The sequence below is a fragment of the Mesorhizobium sp. KR1-2 genome (assembly GCF_040045035.1).
GTDB lineage: Bacteria > Pseudomonadota > Alphaproteobacteria > Rhizobiales > Rhizobiaceae > Pseudaminobacter.
On sequence record NZ_JBDZDS010000004.1, the window covers coordinates 163,811 to 184,711 of the forward strand.

A 20,901-nucleotide genomic window follows, 5' to 3' on the forward strand; every position below is an offset into this window, starting at 1 on the left:
CAGAACTGAATGGACGATCGCTTCACCAGCAATCGAACCATAGCAGAAATCGAGGGCTCGTCAGGTCACGGTGCACGCTTCTGGCCGGCCGCACAGGGCCCATGATGCCGGGCTGAAACCAGCGCTGGCATCGTGGGCTCCGTTGCGGATCGACATGCCTGGCGGGGTCAGGCCACGAGGTCGAGCCGGCGCGCAAGATCGGCATACTCCTCCGCCGACAGGTTCGGCCTGGCGGCGAATTCGATGACAGCGTCGAAGGCCTCGCGCGGCGCCTGCTGCTTCATGCCGCCGAGCATGGCGGCACGCTCAGCCGGCTGGATGGCCGGGATCATAAGCCGCATGAAGGCCATCGCCTTTTCCGGAGCAAGCGAGCCGACGATGCGGTTCTCGATCGCCATCAGCTCAGCGTCGGAAAACAATGACCACAGCTGTGGAGCCGCGACGGTTTCCTCCTCATGCATGTGCTCCAGATCGTGGGCTATATAGGAGGCGAAGGCGAGATAAAGGCGGCGCCCGAGGGCGGAGCGTTCGTGCGGCCCGGCTGCATCGATGGCCGCCGCGAGCGCCTCGAGTTGGGCGAACGTCGCACGATGGTCGTCATGCTGGTCGTCGAGGCGGTCGGTCGAGACGGTGCCGCGAGCGCGCAGTGCACTGTGGATGTGGGTGTCCTCGTGCATGACGTGGTCGGCGGCGAGCGCCAGCAGCGCGCGCAGATCCAACAGGAGGTCACCCGTCGCGCGGGCCTCGCCGAAATCGGTGTTGCCCAGCCGGACAAGAAGTTCGCATTGTGCTTTGCGAAGGCCCTTGTGAATGGCACCGTAAATATCATAACGGCCGTTGAGATCGATGATCTCGCTGAGATGATGTGCATGGGTCATGAAATGCTCCCTTTGTTTCTAGCGATGGGGCAGCATCTATGGCGACCGCGCGCACATCTCTTCCTAAAAGCTTGCTAAGCGGCCCGTTCACTTCCTAAAAGTTTGCTATCGACACGCACGCGATCGTGCGCATGGCCCGAGGAGATGGCGAAATGCCATTACGGGGCAGACAAAGAGCCAAAAACCCCACCGGCGCACGTCGGCGGGAGATTCCTGGAGGCGCAACCCTCCTCTCGCGGTCCGAGGACCGTGCGTGACTGAGGACTTTCAGTCTACGCGCACGCGCGCAGGCGCTGCGGACGCCATTCGAAGCGGTCAATAGTATCCCGGGCCCGGGTAGCAGCCGTAATAGGGATCGCAGTAGTACCCATACGGCACGCCGATGCCGTACCAGAACCCGTCGCCGCCACCGTTGAAGAAACGACGACCGCGGAAGCCTTCGTGGAAGCCGCCCATGCCATGGAAGCCGCCCATGCCATGGAAGCCACCAAAGCCGCCCATGCCGCCGCCGCCAAAGCCGCCCATGCCGCCGCCAAAGCCGCCGCCGCCGAAGCCATGACCGCCGCCACCGCCGCCGCCATGACCGCCGCCGCCACCGCCGCCGTGGATCAACTGGATACCGTCATCATCATTCTGCCGGCGGATGAGCACACTCGGCTGCAGTCCGTCGCAGCGGTCTGCTATGGCACAGCTCAGGTCATAGACGCCGTTGTCCGTCGGTTGGGTGCTGAAGGCCTCGCCGGCCGCGTTGACCGCCGGGGCGATGTCGGGAACGGAGCCGGGAATGCTTCCTGCAAACGCGGCTGAGCCGTAGAGTGCTCCAATGCCCAGCAACCCCGAACATGCAAGTGTTGAGAGATAGCTTCTCATTGACTTCTCCATGGAAAATTGTCCGTGGAGCTCTAGGCCTGCGATGATCGTGGGAAGAAGGAGCGTCCTCTAGGCGATGATCGTGGGTGCTGGGCCCCTATCGGACCTTCCCGGGCAAACGCATCGCCAACAGGAAGGTTCCATCAATTCGGCCTCACGAAATCTCGAACTTGCGGGCCGATGCTCTTGCCCCACGCCAGCGCGTCTGGCGATGCCTAACCGTTCAGTCCTCGTTTTGCACGCGCCGCCGGCGTTGCCGCTCGGTCCTGATGCGCTTGGCATCCTTTGAGTCGGACGACAATGATGCCCATCAAAACCCGGGATCAAACATCTAAATATGTCAAACTGGTCTGCCCCCGTGGGGTGATCCGGGTTTGAAGTTAGTGGATGCTCGGCTTTCCCGCTACAGTCGGCGTCGAAGTCGAGCCATCCTGACGAGGCCAAACCGTCGCCTCTGGTGCCGGGGGCCTATAGCTCAAGGAGAGTGCGGCCGCACGGTATTGTAGTGCTGCGATGCATTCCCGCGTGAATTCGTTGATCTGCAGAAAGCGTCTGAAGAGAGCCGCACCGGCAGGGCTCTCGTTCGGCATATCCTGACCGAGCCTCGACGGTCATCGCAGTTGTCGCCAGAGGCTGGAACCCCGCAGGCCCAGTCGGAGTTACCACCGTGACAAGTTCGACTTAGTAAGGGTGATCACGATGCCGCTGGTAACAGGCAACATTGCCACCGTAGTGGGGACTGATGGCACAGCAATCCAAGCGTTGTTTGCGACAATGGCAGCCGATTGGCGTGCCGCAGAGGTTGAGGTCATCGGTGTGATCGGGGAGGCGCACGGTCTGCCCGACCGCACGTGCAGTGCAGGCGTTTTGCGCGACATCGTCTCTGGCAAACCGTATTCGATCTATCTGGAGGTCGCGCCTAGCAATACGTCATGCCACCTGGATGCCACGGGTGTCGAAGCCGCCTGTGCGACGGTGCTCGACCAACTCTTGTCCTGCGACATTGTCATCCTCAGCAAGTTCGGCAAGCTTGAGGCCCAACAGCGTGGGTTGGCGATGGCGTTCGAGGCTGCGATTGCCGCCGGAAAGCCGGTGCTGACCACCGTGTCGGACAAACATCGCGAGGCTTGGCACGACTTTGCGCCGGATGCGGTGTTTTTGCCTGCCAATGAGCTGGCTATCCAATCTTGGTGGCACGCTCAGCGCGGGAACTAGCCTGGCTCAACATGTGGCCTGTCATACGACCCCATATCGCTGCGACATGGGCCTACATCGGCCTGCAGATTTGTAGGCCGTCACTTCGACGCTAGACGTGCCGGATCAAATGTCAGCGTGACGGTCAATCCCTCCTGTCTCCAGTCCCACTCTATCCTGCCACCGAGTTGCTTCTCCACGGTGATCTGGCAGAGGCGGGTTCCGAAGCCAAAATGCTCCGGCGGGGCATCAATGGTGTTGCCGCCGCGCTCCGTCCAGACCAGGACGATGTGCCCGTCCTGCTCGGCGCTTTCAACAACCACGCGGCCCGACGGCTCGTGGAGAGCGCCGTGTTTGGTTGCGTTCGTCATCAGTTCGTTCACGACCAACGCGAGAGGCGTCACAGCATGCGAAGAGAGAGCTAGGTCGTGCCCGGCCACGCTCACCCTGGCATTATCAGCCCTCTCCAAGCAGGGCGAAAGGATGGTGCGGACCAGCATGAGCAAGGTCGTGCGCTGACCCACGGCCCCATACATCTCGTCCATGCTCGGAACTGAAAGTGCATGGGCGCGGGCGAGAGCCCCCAGTCGTTCCCTTACCATCTCGGCGAGTTGGGCGGGGGTTGCGGCGCGATGAGCGGACAAGCCGACAAAGCTGCTGGCGAGTGCGAAGACATTCTTGATGCGATGCTCCATCTCGCGAAGCAGCAGCCGCTGCTGCTCTTGAGCCTTCACCCGCTCCGTGATGTCGCGGACGATCCTTGAGGCTCCGACGATTTCGCCGTTGGCGCCCTTCACTGGCGAGACGGTCAGGGAGACATGGATGAGGGTGCCATCCTTGCGCCGTCGGATGGTTTCGTAGTGGTTGACACGCTCTCCTCCTCGGATGCGGGCCAGCATGCTCAGTTCTCCGTCATGCTGCGCTGCGGACATTAGCATGGTCACGGATTTGCCGATGGCCTCATCTGCGGCGTAACCGAAGAGTTGCTGAGCGCCCGCGTTCCAGCTGGTGATGGTCCCTTCAAGGTCTTGGGTCAGGATCGCGTCGTTAGAGTTTTCGACGATTGCGGCAAGGTTGCGAGTGGCGCGATCCAGTTGTGCCTCGGGACGCGAGCTCGGGTGGGACGTGTTCTTGCCCCTCGTCAGCCGCTTCGCCCCTTTAATCACTGCGCCCCCCTGCAATTCGGAAGTAGCCCAAGATTACCAAAATGCCGCCTGTCGGTGGATCATACATAGATGGACGCGCCATGTGCAAACGGCCATTTCGGCCGAGCAGTCCAAAAGAGCTGATTGCGGGAAGCCCAGAGACGCTGAGCAGCTATCGGCCACCGGATGATTGCCGAGCCAATCGCTTCTAACTTCTGCTAACCTCCACTTATTAGAGCCTATAACTGCCCCTGCGGCGATGCATCGATCCGGCATCGGGCCTCCGTGTCGGGATCAACCACCCCAGCATGGACTGCCAGCTGCGTTGACCGTCCCGTCAACGCAGGGCAGCTTTCGGCGTTCACTGTTTGGCGACGACAGTCCCCGGAATGCCAAGCTCTTGCGCGGTGGGTATCCGCTTTGCCCCTTGCTGGTAGGGGCGCGCTGCCTGCGCCGCTGGCATTGGCGTCGAAGCCCTTTTTCGTTCCGGGCGCGTCTTGCCGCCAGCCCTGCATTGCCATGCAATTCTTCTTGAACCAAGGGGTTGATTGGAAGATGCATTCACAACGACCCTTTGAGGGTAATTAATTACCAAAAGGAGCCTCCTATGACAGTCGATGACCTGAGGTTCGCGTTCCGCGTGCTGTGAAGGAGTGGCAGAAGGCCCGCGCCGAAGCCAACTGCCGCACCATGAACGGGGAACTCCTCGCACTTCTAAAGACCATCAAGCAGGCCGAAGCAGGCACGATGGCGGCAGCGTGATGCCATGATGAAGTTCGTTAAAGCTCTCAAAATGGCTTCGACGCTGAAGTCGGACTTGCTGACTGAGCAGTATGCTGCTGTCTGGCTCGACACGTCTATCTACACCCTCCGGCGCGAGCGCAAACGCGGCAACATTGGCTTCACCATGATCGGGAGCCGTGCCCGCTACAGCACCGCGGACCTTCAGGCCTACGTCGATAGTAAGAGTTCTACGCCATGTCCGAAGACCGTTTTCAAATCGGAGCCTACTACCTCACCCGGCACCAAAGCTCCCCTGTTTGGAAAGCCGCTTGGTATGACGCCAATACCCGACAAACAAAGCGCGTATCTCTTGGCACAGAAGACCTTCAAGAAGCCAAAGTCCGCCTAGCCGAATTCGTCACCAAGCAGGCAACGTTCAAGGATAACGCACCGGCTGACATGCCGTTGGCAACGGTCTTCTGTCGGTATTGGGAAGCACATGGGAAGAGCCTGCCGACGACATTACGCCTTACAGCCTTCGGCACACGATGGCGGTTGAGCTTCGAAAGCGAGGGGTGCCCGCATGGGAAGTGTCAGGACTTCTAGGGCGCCGAACGCCGGGCGAGGTATATGCCGAGTTTTCCTCGGACTACCTTCGAAGGGAAGGGAAGCTATAGATGCCTATTTCGCTGATCTGTGCGTGCCGTTGCCTGTGCCGAAGATGCTTTGAATGTCAGCTGCTGCCGAAGGTGCTTTGCGTGTCAGTTGCGTGTCAGTAGACAGAAACGAAAAAATCCGCCGAAGCGGCTTTTTCAACGAAAACAGGGGATTGGATGGTGGGCGTGACAGGGATTGAACCTGTGACCCCTACGATGTCAACGTAGTGCTCTCCCGCTGAGCTACACGCCCATCCGACGGAGCGGCATAGACCACTTTTGGTCTGGGCCGTCAATAGCCGGATCGGGAAAAGATGCGTCTTTTTGCAACGACCTTTCCCGAAGCCCGGAATTCCGCCTAAGCGGCGTGCAACATCTTCTCGACCTCGTTGACGAGGTCGCGCAGATGGAACGGCTTGGACAGCACTTTGGCGTCGCGGGGGGCCTTCGAATCAGGATTGAGCGCCACCGCGGCGAATCCGGTGATGAACATCACCTTGAGGTCGGGGTCGAGTTCGGTGGCGCGGCGGGCGAGCTCGATGCCGTCCATCTCCGGCATCACGATGTCGGTGAGAAGCAGCGAGAAGGGCTCCTCGCGCAGGCGCTCATAGGCGCTGGCGCCGTTGTCGAAATCGCTCACGTCGTAGCCGGCGCGCTCGAGCGCCTTTACCAGAAACCGACGCATATCGTCGTCGTCTTCCGCCAGAAGAATGCGTGCCATCGTATCCTGTCCGAATCACTTCGTCGGAGCCGTTCGCAGCGGCCCCGTTAACCATGCCCTATATGAGGCGCGGAGGGTAAACATCCAGTGAATACCCTTCGCGGCCGACCCGGCCGGCGACACCATGCCGCCGCGCCGAAGCGCTAGACATGACGCCAGCCCGGTGGCACTTTCATGGCATGAGAGAGCGGGCTTCGCAGCTTGGATGCACATCATGACGGCGGCTGAGGACTTTTCCGGGGTGGCGCCGTTCGAGGCCCGGACGAGCGCGGAGCAACGCGTCCCCTTCGTCTTCAACTCGCCGCACAGCGGGCGACACTATCCCGAACGCTTCCTGGCGATGGCGCGGCTCGATCGCGAATCGATCCGCCGCTCGGAAGATTGCTATGTCGACGAGCTGTTCGGTGGCGTGGTCGCGCTCGGCGCGCCGCTGCTGGCGGCGAATTTTCCGCGGGCCTATCTGGACGTCAACCGCGAGCCGTGGGAACTCGACCCGCGCATGTTCGTCGAGCCGGTGCCGTCATTCGCCAACATCCGCTCGGCGCGCGTGGCCGGCGGGCTCGGCACGGTGCCGAAGCTGGTGGGCGAGGGGCTCAACATCTATCCGGGGCGCCTGCCGATTGCCGAGGCGCTGACCCGGATCGAGACGGTCTACAAGCCCTATCACGATGCGCTGAAGCGACTGCTGACGCACACCCATGCGCGCTTCGGCTATGCGGTGCTGATCGATTGCCACTCCATGCCGGCCAGCATCCGCGTGGGCGAGACTGGCATGCGCCCGGATTTCATCATCGGCGACCGCTTCGGCGCCTCGGCCTCGCCGGCGCTGACGGAAGCCGCGATCGGCTTGCTGATTTCCATGGGTTACACCGTCGCCCACAACAAGCCTTATGCTGGCGGCTTCATCACCGAGCATTACGGGCGGCCGGCACGCAACCTGCATGCGCTGCAGATAGAGATCAATCGCGGCCTCTACATGAACGAGCGGACATTCCAGAGGTCGGCCGGCTTCGACGCACTGGCCGACGACCTGACGCGGTTCTGCGCCGACCTGATGGCGATCCCGGACCGCGACATCGGCGACCTGCCTGCGGCCGCGGAATAGGCCGCGACGGCATCAAAAGCCGACGTCAAAAAAAGCCGCGCTGCTTGCACAACGCGGCGGAGTCTAGGGAGGAAACGCCCAAAGAGGGCATAGACAGGCAAAGCTGTCTGCCCATAAGATTATTGTGCACTGCACAAAAGTCAAGGACATTCACGCTTTTTTAAGTCGTGGCGATGTGGCAATGCGCGGCCGCGCATGCGAGTCATGTTCACGCAGGGAAACGGGAGAAGCCATTGCCAGTCACGGTCGAGTTCATGCGGCGCATCGCCGAAGCGGCAGCCGCCGAAACGCTGCCGCGGTTCCGTCAGCAGAACGCCGTCGCCAACAAGGAGGCGGGCGGGTTCGATCCGGTGACGGAGGCCGACCGTGAGGCCGAGCGCGCCATCCGCGCGCTGATCAATGCGGAATATCCGCAGCACGGTATTCTTGGCGAGGAGCACGGCACCGAAAACGCCACCAGCAGCCATGTGTGGGTGATCGACCCGATCGACGGCACCCGTGCCTACATCTCCGGCCTGCCGGTCTGGGGCACGCTGGTGGGCCTGACGGTGGACGGCGATGCGGTGGCCGGCATGATGTCGCAGCCCTTCACCGGCGAACTGTTCTACGCCGACGCCAGCGGCGCCTACTATGAGGGACCGGGCGGCAGCCGGAAGCTTGCCACCCGCAAGACCACCTCGCTGGCCGAGGCGACGATGTTCACCACCACGCCGGCGCTGTTCAAGGGCAGCCAGCGCGCGCTCTACGACCGGCTGGAGCAGCAGGTGCGGCTCGCCCGCTATGGTACCGACTGCTACGCCTTCGCCATGGTTGCCGCCGGCAATGCCGACATCGCCATCGATCCCGGGCTGCAGCCCTACGACATCGTGGCGCTGATCCCCATCATCGAGAAGGCGGGCGGCGTGGTCACCACCTTCACAGGCGGCCCGGCCGAGAAGGGCGGCGACATCCTGGCAGCGGCAACGCCGGAGCTGCATGCGGCGGCGATGGAGTTCTTGCGCGGCTAGTCCGACCGCATCTCGCGCTGGCTCTAGGGAACCAGCGCGTCGCTGCCGGGAACGAAGGCGTCGAAGGCCGCGAGGAACTGCTCGCGATAGAGGTCGGCCTCCTGCAGGATCTCATGGCGTGCGCCGTCGATGGTCAGCAGCGAGCCGACGCGCAGCCGTCTGGCGTAGTTCTCGACGGCGCGGCTTGAGACGACCCTGTCGGCGCCGGCAGCGACGAGCAGGGTGGGGATGCGGATCCGCGCCATGAATTCGGGATCGTGGACCGTCCTCATCGCCTCGTAGGCGGCGTGGATCCAGGCCACCGTCGGCGCGCCCACCGCAAGTTGCGGATAGGTCTCGTAGATGAGCGCATTGCGCCGGTAGCGTTCCGGGTCGCTGCTGAGCACGTTGATGGCGAAAGGCTCGGGCCTGCGCGTGTCCCTTGCGCCGGGAACGCGGAAGCGTCCCAGGCCGGCAGAACAGAGAAGCGTCGTCAGTCTTCCCGTCGCCGCCATCGACAGTGGCGATTTGTGGAGCCCCAGGAAGGGGGCGACAAGCACCATGCGGCGAATGCGGTTGGAAAGCATCGGCGCTGCCAGCAGCGAGACCAGCGCGCCCGTCGAATGAGCGAGAATGTAGTAGGGGCCGCGGCAGTCGGGCAGCACGATCTCGGTGAAGAACCGCTCCAAATCGTTTTCGTAGTCGTCGAAACTGCGCACGTGGCCGCGTGCCGGATTTCGGGTGAGGCGGTCGGACCCGCCCTGGCCGCGCCAGTCCAGTATGGCGGTGCCGAAACCGCGCTGCGCAAGGTCGCGGATGGTCTCGAAATATTTCTCGATAAACTCGTTGCGGCCTGTCAGCAGCACGACCGTTCCCTTGGGCGGTTGTGCCGTAGCACTGAAATGGGCATAGCGCAGCTTCTTGCCGTCGCGCGCCGAGAGAAAGCCGCAGACACCGCCTGCCGGCCTCGGGTTTCCGGGAGTGTCGTACAAGAAATCCGTCATCGCTTCGCTTGCTCTGGGCGCGCCGAAGGGCCGGGTCGTGCCTTGGTGATAGGAAGCATAGCGCCGAAAAGCAAAGAAATTCCGACCGTGCCGCGAGGAGAGCAAAAAGAAAGGCCGGAAGCAGGAACGACTGCCTCCGACCTTCAACGACCCGGGAGGAAGGGACGTGACAACCCGGTTCGTTCGCGCTGCGGCGCATGGCGGGCGCCGCAATCGCGATCGTGGAGAATGATGGCACACAGCTGCTGAACAGCGGCGAAAGAGCCGGTTCATCTGGCGTTCATCGAGCCGGTTTTCACGCGATGGTTGCCCCTTGAAACGGCGTCAGGGACCCCCCAAATGTCTGATGCGGTCGCCGATGTCGGGGCCGCTGACCACGCCGAGATGCCATAACGGATTTCCCCGCTGGTCAAACGCGAAACGTGTTGCTCACTGGAGAACAGAACTATGCGTCATGTTGATTTTTCTCCGCTCTATCGTTCGACCGTCGGCTTCGACCGCCTTTTCACGATGCTCGATTCCCTTGGCCAGCCCGAAAACGGCCAGACCTATCCGCCCTACAACATCGAGCGGACGGGTGAGGATGCCTATCGCATCAGCATGGCGGTGGCCGGCTTCTCGGAAGACGACATTGCGATCGAGGCCCACCGCAACGTGCTCAGCATCAAGGGCGAGCGCAAGGAAGGCCCCGACGGCGAAGGCACCGAAGTGCTTTATCGCGGTATCGCCTCGCGCGCTTTCGAGCGCCGCTTCCAGCTTGCCGATCACGTCGACGTAATCGGCGCGAAGCTGAAGAACGGCCTTCTGCACATCGATCTGAAACGGACGGTTCCGGAAGAGCTGAAGCCGCGCAGGATCACGATCGCGACGGCCGCCGACAAGGAAGCCAAGCAGATCGAGGCCAAGGCTACCCACTGACACGAACCCATCCGGTCTTAACCGGAACGCTCCTCCCGAGCAAAGCGGCGCCCCTTTTGGGGCGCCGCTTTTTTTGTCCTCAATTGCGCATCATTCGGAAAGGCCGAAGCGGTCGTCCGAATGGGCGCGGCCGAGTCCTCAGGCTATGAGCGCGCCGAAGCGGTCGATCTCCTCGGCGGTGGTCGCGAAGCTGGTGACGAAACGGCACAAGGTTTCGTCGGGGCCGATCGGGTCGGTATAGCCGCGCGGCGTATTCCACGGATAGAACACGGCGCCGGCGTCGTTCAGCGCCTTCATGGTCGCCTTCGGCATGATCGCGAAGACCTCATTGGCCTGTGGCCGCCAGGCAAGGCGGGCCTTGCCAGAGGCGGCCAGGGCGTCGGCCAGATGCGCGGCCATGGCGTTGGCGTGGCGCGCGGTCTTCAGCCACAGGTCGTCGGCCAGATAGGCGTCGAACTGCGCCGCGATGAAGCGCGATTTCGAGAAAAGCTGGGCCCCCCGCTTGCGCAGGAAGCCGAACTCGCGCGCCTTCGACGTGTCGAACAGGACCACCGCCTCGGCGCACCAGCAGCCGTTCTTCGTGCCGCCGAAGGAGACGATGTCGACGCCGCGCTTCCAGGTCATCTCGGCGGGCGTCGCCTCGAGAGCCACAAGCGCGTTGGCGAAGCGCGCGCCGTCCATGTGCAGCGGCAGGTTGCGCTTCTTGGCCGCCGCCGCGATCGCGTCGATGTCGGCGAGGCTGTAGACGGTGCCAACCTCGGTGGCCTGGGTGATAGAGACCGCCATCGGCCGGCCGGAATGGACGAACTCCGGCTCGAAGTGGGAGAGGGCATGCTCAAGGTTCTCAGGGGTCATGCGTCCGAGCGGCCCGTCGACCGCACGCAGCCGCGAGCCGCCGGTCAGGAATTCCGGCGCGCCGCATTCGTCCTCCAGCATATGCGCCTCGCGGTGCATGAAGGAGACGCCGCCGTTCTGGTTGAAGGCGGCCAGCGACAGCGAGTTGGCGGCCGTTCCGGTGCCGACGAAGAACACCGCGACCTCGCGCTCGAAGATCTCGTTGAAGCGCTCGCCCACCTTGCGGTCTATGTCGCTGGTGCCATAGGCCGAGGCGAAGCCCGAGGCATGGGCCGAAAGGCCGGCTGCGATCTTGGGATGGGCGCCGGCCCAGTTGTCTGAGGCAAAAAACATGCTGTCGTTCCGGGAATACGGGTTGAAAGTGAGCGGACCTTGACCGGTTTCCGGCCATGCCCGCAAGAGCCAGAACGTAAAATTCCGTCACGCTGTCACCGGGCCACGCGAAACCGGTCGGCATGGCATCCGTCCGAAAATTTCAGACTGTCATAAAGATGTGAAACTTTGTTTCGCTCTTGCCGTCGTTTTTTTGTGAAAACGTCTTGTGCAGGGCAAAAAAGTCTGCGATAAAAAATTAGGACAGTAGTGCTGTCTTATTTTGTCTGCGCAAAACATGACGGATTGGGCGTATAATTACGTCTAGTCTGGCGATGGCTGCGATGGATGCCGGGCTGGCCGCCGGTGCGGCTCAATTCCGCGCATCTGCCAAGGGACGGCATACCGCCACCGCAGTGTGCCCCTCCATGGAACCTCGACAAGATGTGCCGCCGGCCGACGGAACCGCCGCCGGGCTGGCAGGGAGTGGAAAGACGCCCGTCAAGGGCAGGAGATCAAAAAGGTAGGAAGATGACGGACATGACATCTGTGACGACGCAGCCTTGGGCGCCCGCGCAGACGAAAGCCATGGACGCCAAAACGACGACTACCACCACTACTCCTCCGATAACTTGTGTCCCTCCCGCCGCGCAGGGGCTCTACGACCCGCGTAACGAGCACGATGCCTGCGGCGTTGGCTTCATCGCCAACATGAAGGGGCAGAAGTCGCATCAGCTGATCGTCGACGGGCTGTTCATGCTGAACAACCTGACCCACCGCGGCGCCGTCGGTGCCGATCCGCTGGTTGGCGACGGTGCCGGCGTTCTGGTGCAGATTCCCGACCGCTTCTTTCGCGAGGAAATGGCGAAGCTGGGCGTAGAGCTGCCGCAGCCGGGCCATTACGGCGTCGGCCACTGGTTCATGCCGCAGGACGCTGCCCAGCGCGAGCACATCGAGGGCATCATCCGCGAGGCAGCGCAGTCGGAAGGCATCCCCTTCCTCGGCTTCCGCGACGTGCCGGTCGACAACTCGTCGCTTTCCAAGGCTCCGGAGATCGTGGCGGCTGAACCCTGCCACCGCCAGGCCTTCTTCGGCCGCCCGGCCGAACTGGAAAACGACGACGAATACGAGCGCCGACTCTACATCCTGCGCAAGGTGATCTCGGGTCGCATCTATGCCGAAAACGGCAATCGCGACATCGGCTCCTACTGCGTGTCCATGTCCTCGAGAACCATCGTCTACAAGGGCATGTTCCTCGCCTATCAGGTCGGCGCCTACTACAAGGACCTGTCGGACCCGCGCTTCCAGACGGCACTGATCCTGGTCCACCAGCGCTTTTCGACCAACACATTCCCGTCGTGGAAGCTGGCGCATCCTTACCGCATGGTCGCCCACAACGGCGAGATCAACACCGTGCGCGGCAACAACAACTGGATGGCTGCACGGCAGGCCTCGGTCGACTCCGAACTCTTCGGCAACGACATCTCCAAGCTGTGGCCGATCTCCTATGAGGGGCAGTCGGACACGGCCTGCTTCGACAACGCGCTCGAGTTCCTCTGGCAGGGTGGCTATTCGCTCGCGCATTCCATGATGATGCTGATCCCGGAAGCCTGGGCCGGCAACAAGCTCATGGATAACGACCGCAAGGCCTTCTACGAATACCACGCGGCCCTGATGGAGCCGTGGGACGGCCCTGCCGCGGTGGCTTTCACCGACGGTCGCCAGATCGGCGCGACGCTTGACCGCAACGGGCTTCGTCCGGCGCGCTACATCGTCACCGACGACGACCGTGTCATCATGGCCTCCGAAGCCGGCGTGCTGCCGGTGGCCGAAGAGCACATCGTTACCAAGTGGCGCCTTCAGCCCGGCAAGATGCTGCTGATCGACCTGGAAAAGGGCCGCATCGTCTCCGACGAGGAGATCAAGTCGGAAATCGCGAAGAGGCATCCCTATAAGAAGTGGCTCGCCAACACCCAGCTCATCCTCGAGGATCTGAAGCCGGTGGAACCGCGCGAGCTGCGCAAGGACGTCTCGCTGCTCGATCGCCAGCAGGCCTTCGGCTACACGCAGGAAGACCTCAAGCTCCTGATGTCGCCCATGGCCACCACGGGCCAGGAGGCTGTTGGCTCGATGGGCACCGACACGCCGATCTCGGCCATGTCCGACAAGACGAAGCTGCTCTACACCTATTTCAAGCAGAACTTCGCCCAGGTCACCAACCCGCCGATCGACCCGATCCGCGAGGAGCTGGTGATGAGCCTCGTGTCCTTCATCGGACCGCGGCCCAACATCTTCGACCTCGTCGGCACCTCGCGTCGCAAGCGGCTGGAAGTGCGCCAGCCGATCCTGACCAATGCCGACCTGGAGAAGATCCGCTCCATCGGCCATACCGAGGACCGGTTCGACACCAAGACCATCGACATCACCTATGCGGCCAATGAGGGCGCGGCGGGCATGCCGGCGGCAATCGAGCGGCTGTGCGAGCGTGCCGAGGCGGCGGTCGCCGGCGGCTACAACATCATCGTCCTTTCCGACCGCCAGGTCGGGCCTGACCGCATCGACATCCCGACGCTGCTGGCAACGGCTGCGGTGCACCACCACCTGATCCGCAAGGGCCTTCGCACTTCGGTCGGCCTGGTGGTCGAGTCGGGCGAGCCGCGCGAAATCCACCATTTCTGCTGTCTTGCAGGCTATGGCGCGGAGGCGATCAACCCCTATCTAGCCTTCGACACTCTCATCGACATGCACCGCCGCGGCGCCTTCCCGTCGGAAGTCGACGAGCGGGAACTGGTCAATCGCTACATCAAGTCGATCGGCAAGGGCATCCTCAAGGTCATGTCCAAGATGGGCATCTCGACCTACCAGTCCTATTGCGGCGCGCAGATCTTCGACGCAGTGGGCTTGAAGACGGACTTCGTGGACAAGTATTTCACCGGCACCGCTACCCTCATCGAAGGCGTCGGACTGGAGGAGATCGCCGCCGAAACGGTGCGCCGTCATGCGGAGGCATTCGGCGAAGACCCGGTGCTGCGCAATTCGCTCGAGGTGGGCGGCGAGTACATGTACCGCATGCGCGGCGAGGCACATATCTGGTCGCCCGATGCGGTGGCCTCGCTCCAGCACGCCGTGCGCAAGGGCTCGTGGGAAACCTTCAAGGAGTTCTCCGAGCAGATCGACAGCGTGACGGCGCGCGCCCAGACCATTCGCGGCCTCTTCCACGTCAAGCTCGCCGAGGAGACCGGGCGCAAGCCGGTGCCGCTCGACGAGGTGATGCCGGCGGCCGAGATCGTCAAGCGCTTCTCCACCGGCGCGATGTCGTTCGGTTCGATCAGCCGCGAGGCGCACACTACACTGGCGCGAGCCATGAACCAGATCGGCGGCAAGTCCAACACCGGCGAGGGCGGCGAGGAACCCGATCGCTATCTGCCTCTGCCCAACGGCAAGCAGAACCCCGAGCGTTCGGCGATCAAGCAGGTGGCCTCCGGCCGCTTCGGCGTCACGGCCGAATATCTTGTCAATTCCGACATGATGCAGATCAAGGTCGCGCAAGGGGCAAAGCCCGGCGAGGGCGGCCAGCTGCCCGGCCACAAGGTCGACGCGACGATTGCCAAGACCCGCCACTCCACGCCGGGCGTCGGTCTCATCTCGCCGCCGCCGCACCACGACATCTACTCGATCGAGGACCTAGCGCAGCTCATCTACGATCTGAAGAACGTCAATCCGGCGGCCGACGTGTCGGTCAAGCTCGTCTCGGAAGTCGGCGTGGGCACGGTTGCTGCAGGCGTTGCCAAGGCGCGCGCCGACCACATCACCATCGCCGGTTATGACGGGGGCACCGGCGCTTCGCCACTTACCTCGCTGAAGCACGCCGGCTCGCCGTGGGAGATGGGCCTTGCAGAGACGCACCAAACGCTGGTGCTGAACGGCCTGCGCAGCCGCGTGGCGCTGCAGGTCGACGGCGGCCTGCGGACCGGCCGCGACGTCGTAATCGGCGCGCTGCTGGGCGCCGACGAGTTCGGCTTCTCCACCGCGCCGCTGATCGCGGCGGGCTGCATCATGATGCGCAAGTGCCATCTCAATACTTGCCCGGTTGGCGTCGCCACCCAGGACCCGGTGCTGCGCAAGCGCTTCAAGGGCGCGCCCGAGCACATCATCAACTACTTCTTCTATGTCGCGGAAGAGGTGCGCGAGCTGCTCGCCAGGATGGGCTTCACCCATCTCGACCAGATCGTCGGCAACACCGATCTTCTGGAGAAGCGGGCGGTGATCGAGCACTGGAAGGCGCGCGGGCTGGACTTCAGCCGACTGTTCCACAAGCCGAAGGCCGCGCCCGAGGCAATGCACTGGACCGAGCGGCAGAAGCACCCGATCGACGACGTGCTCGACCGCAAGCTGATCGAGATGGCCAAGCCGGCTCTGGAAGCCAGGCAGGCGGTGACCATCGAGGCCGAAATCCGCAACGTCGACCGCTCCGCCGGCGCGATGCTGTCGGGCGAGGTGGCAAAGCGCTTCCGCCACAAGGGCCTGCGCGACGACACCATCTCGGTCAAGCTTACCGGCACTGCGGGGCAATCCTTCGGCGCGTTCCTGGCGCGCGGCATCTCCTTCGAGCTGGTCGGCGACGGCAACGACTATGTCGGCAAGGGCCTGTCAGGCGGTCGCATCGTCATCCGCCCGCCGGAGAACTCCCGCATCGTCGCCGAGGAATCCATCATCGTTGGCAACACCGTGCTCTACGGCGCCATCGAAGGCGAGTGCTACTTCCGTGGCGTGGCCGGCGAACGCTTCGCCGTGCGCAACTCCGGTGCCGTGACGGTGGTCGAGGGCGTGGGTGACCATGGCTGCGAGTACATGACCGGCGGTGTCGTCGTCGTCATCGGCAAGACGGGGCGCAACTTCGCGGCCGGCATGTCGGGCGGTGTCGCCTATGTGCTGGACGAGGCCGGCGATTTCGCCGAGCGCTGCAACATGGCCATGGTCGAGCTCGAGCCGGTTCCGGCGGAAGACGACATGCTCGAGAAGCTGCTCCATCATGGCGGCGACATCGACCACAAGGGTCGCGTCGACGTGTCCGAGGACATGAGCAGTCACGACGAGGAGCGCCTGTACCAGCTCATCTCGAACCATGTGCATTACACCGGTTCGACCCGGGGCAAGCAGATCCTGGACGACTGGGCGAATTATCGGCCGAAGTTCCGCAAGGTCATGCCGGTCGAATATCGCCGCGCGCTGATCGAGATGGAACGCATGCGCATGGGCGTGGCGGCGGAATAGTTTCCGCTGCAGCGCACGGCGACGGGCGGCGAAGCCGGCCGCCCGACGCCGTCATCTTCACCCAGATTGCGATTTTGCCGCGCGGGCGCGGCGACCCACGAACAAGAGTTTTGAAATGGGCAAGGTTACAGGTTTCCTTGAGATAGACCGGCAGGTGCACAAGTATCAGCCTGCCGCTGACCGTATCCGGCACTTCCGCGAATTCACGTTGCCGCTGTCGGATAGCGAAGTTGAGAAGCAGGCGGCCCGCTGCATGGATTGCGGCATACCCTACTGCCACGGCCCCACGGGCTGCCCGATCCACAACCAGATTCCGGACTGGAATGATCTCGTCTACAATGGCGATTGGGCGACGGCGATCCGCAACCTGCACTCCACCAACAACTTCCCGGAATTCACCGGCCGCGTCTGCCCCGCGCCCTGCGAGGAGGCCTGCACGCTGAACCTCGAGGACGTTCCGGTGGCGATCAAGACGATCGAGCAGGCGCTCGCCGACAAGGCCTACGAACTCGGCCTCGTTCGCCCTGAGCCGGCGGAAAGGAAAACCGGCAAGCGTGTCGCCATCATTGGCTCGGGACCGGCCGGTATGGCCGCGGCCCAGCAGCTTGGCCGCGTCGGCCATGACGTGCACGTCTACGAGCGCGAGAGCCGTCCGGGCGGACTGATGCGGTTCGGCATTCCCGACTTCAAGATGGAGAAGCACTATATCGACCGCCGCGTCCAGCAGATGCATGGCGAGGGCGTGGTCTTCTTCTGCGGCGTCAACGTCGGTGTCGACAAGAAGGTCTCCGAACTGCTCGCCGAATATGATGCCGTGCTCTATTGCGGCGGCTCCGAAAAGCCGCGCGCGGCCAGCATCCCCGGCGAGGAACTCGCGGGCGTGCATGACGCGATGCCTTACCTCGTCCAGCAGAACAAGCGCGTGGCACAGGAGGATATCCAGTCGGCTGCGTGGCCTTCGCAGTCCATCTACGCCAGCGGCCAGCATGTGGTGGTGGTGGGCGGCGGCGACACCGCTTCCGACTGCATCGGTACGGCCTTCCGCCAGGGCGCGGTGCGTGTCACCCAGCTCGACATCCGGCCGCAGCCGCCGGAAAAGGAAAACAAGCTCGCCGTCTGGCCCTATTGGGCGACGAAGATGCGCACCTCCTCCAGCCAGGCCGAGGGCGCGGAGCGAGAGTTCCAGGTGGCGACGCTTGAGTTCATCGGCGAGGACGGGCAGCTCACCGGCGTCAAGTGCTGCGAGGTGGATGAAAAGCGCCTGCCCATCGCCGGCACCGAATTCGTCATCCGCGCGGACCTCGCCTTCATCGCCATCGGCTTTGCCGGCCCGATTGCCGGCGGCGTGACGGGGGAGCTGGGCGAGGCTCTGAAGACTCGCGTCGACGCCCGCCGCTCGACCAATGTCGAGGCCAACGAGCGCGACTATCGCACCAGCATCGACCGGCTCTATGCGGCCGGCGACGTGCGGCGCGGCCAGTCGCTGGTGGTGTGGGCGATCCGCGAGGGTCGCCAGGCAGCCCGTGCCATCGACGAAGCGCTGATGGGGACGAGCGTCCTGCCGCGATAAGCTGCAGAATTCGCACTCGAAAATACGAGCGGCCTCTTCGTTTACGGAGAGGCCGTCTTTCTTTTGGCGGCTGACGGCGGCGTCGACGCGGCCGGCGGGGGCGCGGAAGCGGGTGGCGGCGCAGCGGGTGGTGAGGCACTGGATCCGGGCGGCCAGGAAAAATCGTCGGCGCGTCCAGGCGAGGGCGGCGGCGCAATGCCCTCTACGGTCAGTTTTTCGCTTGGCGAATCCGCGGGCTGATGCTTCAGGCCCACCCGTGCCCCCATGAGTTCGCTGCCACCGTCAAGCGACGGATCGCTCAGCGAAATGGGCGGGGTGTGGTCCACTGGAGCCGCCTTCTTGGAGCCGGGCGCCAGAGACGGCAGTGCTGAAGCCGGCGCTCCCGGCATCGCGGCCACGCCGAGGATCTTGTCGAGCGGCTTTTCGGCGTAGAAGGCGAGCTTCCGCTTGCCTGCGCGCGTGAAGTTGATGCCGTCGTCGGAGCGCAGGCGCACCGGCTGCCCGTTCACATCGGGCCCTGTCGTCACGAAGGCGCCGTTGTCATCGACGAAGCCTTCCCAGACATCGACGAACTCGCCGCCGGAACCTTCGGTTGCCGCGCGATAGACGTCGTTGAACGCCAGCATGTCCGCCGTCATCTTGGTGAACCTGAAGGGCGGCATACCTACCCAGACGAAGGGCACCTTGCTGGCCGCGATGGCCTTGGCCAGCGCTTCCGTTCGGCGACCGTATTCGGTGTTCCAATTCTCCGTCCCCAACGTCTCGCCAGCATTGCCGACGCGCATCCGCTGGCGGTCGTTGGAGCCCAGCATGACGACGATTGCGGCGGGCTTTTCAGCTTGGATCAGCGGTCCGATTTCCTTGCTCCAGTCGAAGAAATCTTCTCGCACGAAGCCGGAGGAACCTTTCGACTTGTCAATCACGACGACATTCGGATTCTCCGCATAGACCGTGGCCAGGCCCTCGGCCAGCCCGCTGCCGAGGAAATCGCCGACCACCAGCACTACCTTGGCGTTCGGCTGCTTCTCGACCACCGTCGGTTGCGGCTCGACAGCCTGCGGGTTGTGCGTCGTCTTCTTGGGCGAATGCGTCTTCTGCCTCGTCAGCGGCCTCCCTTCCGGCATGCCCTGGGGCGGCTCGAAACGTCTTTCCCGGCGGGGCAAGAAAAGATCGAACAGGTTCCAGGGTCGGAACACTCGCTCCTGTGCGTAAGCAGGGAAGGGCATGATCGCCGCAATGCCGCCCGACAGAAATGCCAGCGCCATGATCAGCGCCGGCACCCATGCTCGAAACTCTGGCCTTTTCGGTGGCAATACCGGCTCCGTTGGGAACGATCCCGGTTACCGCTTTCGCAGCAGCGAAAGCACCTCCATGCTCGGGTGGCCATCCTGGCTCATGCCGGCTTGCGCCTGGAAGGCACGGATGGCGGCGCGCGATCCTTCGCCTATCTTGCCATCGAACTTGCCCTGGTAATAGCCAAAAGTGGAGAGACGCTGCTGCAGCTCCTGCTTTTCGACGAAGGACAGCTTCGTGAAGGGCCGGTTCCAGTCCCGCACCAGCCCGCCATAGCCGGCGATCTCGTCGGCGAGCAGGCCGACTGCGAGCGCATATTTGTCGGAACTGTTGTAGCGCTTGAGTACCGAGAAATTCTTGGTCATCAGGAAGGCGGGGCCAGAACGGCCGTCCAGGACCTTCAGTTCGGCCATTTCGGAGCCGTCGCGGAAGGGTTTGCCCTTGGCGCGGGTCACGCCCAGGCTCTGCCACTTGCCCACCGGCAGGGAACCTCCGGGGAACTTTCCCCCCTGCGGCAGCGAAACCTCGTAGCCCCAGGTGCGGCCGGTCTGCCAGCCATTCTTGCTCAAGAGGTTGGCGGCGGTGGCCAGCGCATCAGGCACCGAGTTCCATATGTCGCGCTTGCCGTTACCGTCGATGTCGACCGCATATTTCTGGTAGCTGGTCGGGATGAACTGGGTATGGCCCATCGCCCCGGCCCAGGAGCCCATCAGATGGCTTTCGTCGATGTCTCCGCTTTGCAGGATCTTCAACGCCGAGATGAGCTGGGTCTGCGCGAAGTTGGCGCGCTTCGGGTCGCCATAGGCCAGCGTGGCGAGCGAGCGTACGACGTTGCGCATGATCTGATCGTTCTTGAGGGTTTCGCCGTAGTTCGATTCCATCGACCAGATGGCGAGCAGGATGTAGCGGCTGACGCCGAAACGGGCCTCGATGCGGTCGAGCCAGGGTTTCCACTGCTGCGCCATGGCGCGGCCGGTGGCCACAGATTGCTCATGCACGCGGTTGTCGAAATAGTCCCAGACCGGAGCAGTGAACTCAGGCTGGTAGCGCGCCTTCTCCAGCACTTCCGGGTCCACGTCGCGCACGTTGCGGAACGCGCGGTCGAAGGTCGTGCCCGAAATTCCGTTTTGCGCGGCCGTGGTGCGGAAGCCTGCGATCCAGCGCTGGAAACCGGCATCGGCCGAAGCCGGGCTCGCCGGGAGGAGCAGGGCGAGCGAAAGGCCGACAGCCGCGGCGGCGGCCGCGAAACGACTTGCGGTCTTGCGAACGAGCATTTGTCCCTCCTTATAGGTCCTCGAAAGACTCATTCATTGCCCAATGGGGTTATCAATTCGTTTACCATGACGAAATTCGAGCGCCGGAAGCCGTCCCGAAGCCCACCGGCGCGTGCTGGCGGG

At 63.3% G+C, this 20,901-nt stretch carries 15 protein-coding genes, 1 tRNA gene and 1 pseudogene; 7 read left to right on the forward strand and 10 right to left on the reverse strand.

Annotated features, from left to right (window positions below; all coding sequences use genetic code 11):
- Positions 1-167: 167 nt before the first annotated feature.
- From ABLE85_RS10390 to ABLE85_RS10400, 3 genes and pseudogenes are all read right to left on the reverse strand, one after another.
- Positions 168-878 (reverse strand): hemerythrin domain-containing protein, encoded by a 711-nt coding sequence (locus ABLE85_RS10390; protein ID WP_348792647.1) that lies wholly within the window; start codon positions 876-878, stop codon positions 168-170.
- A gap of 315 nt (positions 879-1,193) precedes the next feature.
- Complete coding sequence (locus tag ABLE85_RS10395) at positions 1,194-1,748, reverse strand: hypothetical protein (RefSeq protein WP_348792648.1); 555 nt, start codon at positions 1,746-1,748, stop codon at positions 1,194-1,196.
- A 380-nt stretch (positions 1,749-2,128) separates the two neighbouring features.
- Positions 2,129-2,259: pseudogene (locus tag ABLE85_RS10400) on the reverse strand (IS3 family transposase); the annotation flags it as partial.
- 188 nt (positions 2,260-2,447) lie between these two features.
- Between ABLE85_RS10400 and ABLE85_RS10405 the strand changes: the two are divergent.
- The gene (locus tag ABLE85_RS10405) at positions 2,448-2,963 is read left to right on the forward strand and encodes a DUF2478 domain-containing protein (protein ID WP_348792649.1); all 516 of its coding nucleotides are present in this window, start codon (positions 2,448-2,450) and stop codon (positions 2,961-2,963) included.
- An 80-nt stretch (positions 2,964-3,043) separates the two neighbouring features.
- Here ABLE85_RS10405 and ABLE85_RS10410 read toward each other — a convergent pair whose 3' ends face one another.
- Positions 3,044-4,108: a PAS domain S-box protein gene (locus ABLE85_RS10410; protein ID WP_348792650.1), complete on the reverse strand. Its 1,065-nt coding sequence runs from the start codon at positions 4,106-4,108 to the stop codon at positions 3,044-3,046.
- A 745-nt stretch (positions 4,109-4,853) separates the two neighbouring features.
- Between ABLE85_RS10410 and ABLE85_RS10415 the strand changes: the two genes are divergently transcribed.
- Positions 4,854-5,219 (forward strand): helix-turn-helix domain-containing protein, encoded by a 366-nt coding sequence (locus ABLE85_RS10415; protein WP_348792651.1) that lies wholly within the window; start codon positions 4,854-4,856, stop codon positions 5,217-5,219.
- Between the two features lie 425 nt (positions 5,220-5,644).
- On the opposite strand, the gene ABLE85_RS10420 is transcribed toward ABLE85_RS10415, so the two are convergent.
- Positions 5,645-5,719, reverse strand: a tRNA-Val gene (locus tag ABLE85_RS10420).
- Between the two features lie 105 nt (positions 5,720-5,824).
- A complete protein-coding gene (locus ABLE85_RS10425; protein WP_348792652.1) occupies positions 5,825-6,187 on the reverse strand; it encodes a response regulator in 363 nt (120 codons plus the stop codon).
- Between the two features lie 163 nt (positions 6,188-6,350).
- On the opposite strand from ABLE85_RS10425, the gene ABLE85_RS10430 reads away from it, so the two are divergent.
- Both ABLE85_RS10430 and hisN read left to right on the forward strand, forming a co-directional pair.
- Entirely contained in the window at positions 6,351-7,292 is a 942-nt protein-coding gene (locus tag ABLE85_RS10430; RefSeq protein ID WP_348792653.1) for an N-formylglutamate amidohydrolase, read from the forward strand.
- 233 nt (positions 7,293-7,525) lie between these two features.
- Positions 7,526-8,299 (forward strand): histidinol-phosphatase, encoded by a 774-nt coding sequence (gene hisN, locus ABLE85_RS10435; protein WP_348792654.1) that lies wholly within the window; start codon positions 7,526-7,528, stop codon positions 8,297-8,299.
- A gap of 23 nt (positions 8,300-8,322) precedes the next feature.
- Here the strand turns inward: hisN and ABLE85_RS10440 are convergent, their stop codons facing one another.
- Positions 8,323-9,282 carry an alpha/beta hydrolase gene (locus tag ABLE85_RS10440; protein ID WP_348792655.1) on the reverse strand — a complete coding sequence of 320 codons (960 nt, stop codon included), beginning with the start codon at positions 9,280-9,282 and terminating at the stop codon, positions 8,323-8,325.
- Between the two features lie 447 nt (positions 9,283-9,729).
- Between ABLE85_RS10440 and ABLE85_RS10445 the strand changes: the two genes are divergently transcribed.
- Positions 9,730-10,200: an Hsp20 family protein gene (locus ABLE85_RS10445; protein WP_348792656.1), complete on the forward strand. Its 471-nt coding sequence runs from the start codon at positions 9,730-9,732 to the stop codon at positions 10,198-10,200.
- Between the two features lie 138 nt (positions 10,201-10,338).
- Here ABLE85_RS10445 and ABLE85_RS10450 read toward each other — a convergent pair whose 3' ends face one another.
- Entirely contained in the window at positions 10,339-11,388 is a 1,050-nt protein-coding gene (locus ABLE85_RS10450) for a low specificity L-threonine aldolase (RefSeq protein ID WP_348792657.1), read from the reverse strand.
- A 510-nt stretch (positions 11,389-11,898) separates the two neighbouring features.
- On the opposite strand from ABLE85_RS10450, the gene gltB reads away from it, so the two are divergent.
- On the forward strand, positions 11,899-16,641 hold the full coding sequence (gltB, locus tag ABLE85_RS10455; protein ID WP_348792658.1) for a glutamate synthase large subunit: 4,743 nt from the start codon (positions 11,899-11,901) through the stop codon (positions 16,639-16,641).
- A 115-nt stretch (positions 16,642-16,756) separates the two neighbouring features.
- Positions 16,757-18,211, forward strand: coding sequence for a glutamate synthase subunit beta (locus tag ABLE85_RS10460; protein ID WP_348792659.1), 1,455 nt, complete (start codon positions 16,757-16,759; stop codon positions 18,209-18,211).
- 41 nt (positions 18,212-18,252) lie between these two features.
- Here the strand turns inward: ABLE85_RS10460 and ABLE85_RS10465 are convergent, their stop codons facing one another.
- On the reverse strand, positions 18,253-19,476 hold the full coding sequence (locus ABLE85_RS10465) for a DUF459 domain-containing protein (RefSeq protein WP_348792660.1): 1,224 nt from the start codon (positions 19,474-19,476) through the stop codon (positions 18,253-18,255).
- Between the two features lie 75 nt (positions 19,477-19,551).
- Positions 19,552-20,778 carry a lytic murein transglycosylase gene (locus ABLE85_RS10470; RefSeq protein ID WP_348792661.1) on the reverse strand — a complete coding sequence of 409 codons (1,227 nt, stop codon included), beginning with the start codon at positions 20,776-20,778 and terminating at the stop codon, positions 19,552-19,554.
- Positions 20,779-20,901 lie beyond the last annotated feature (123 nt).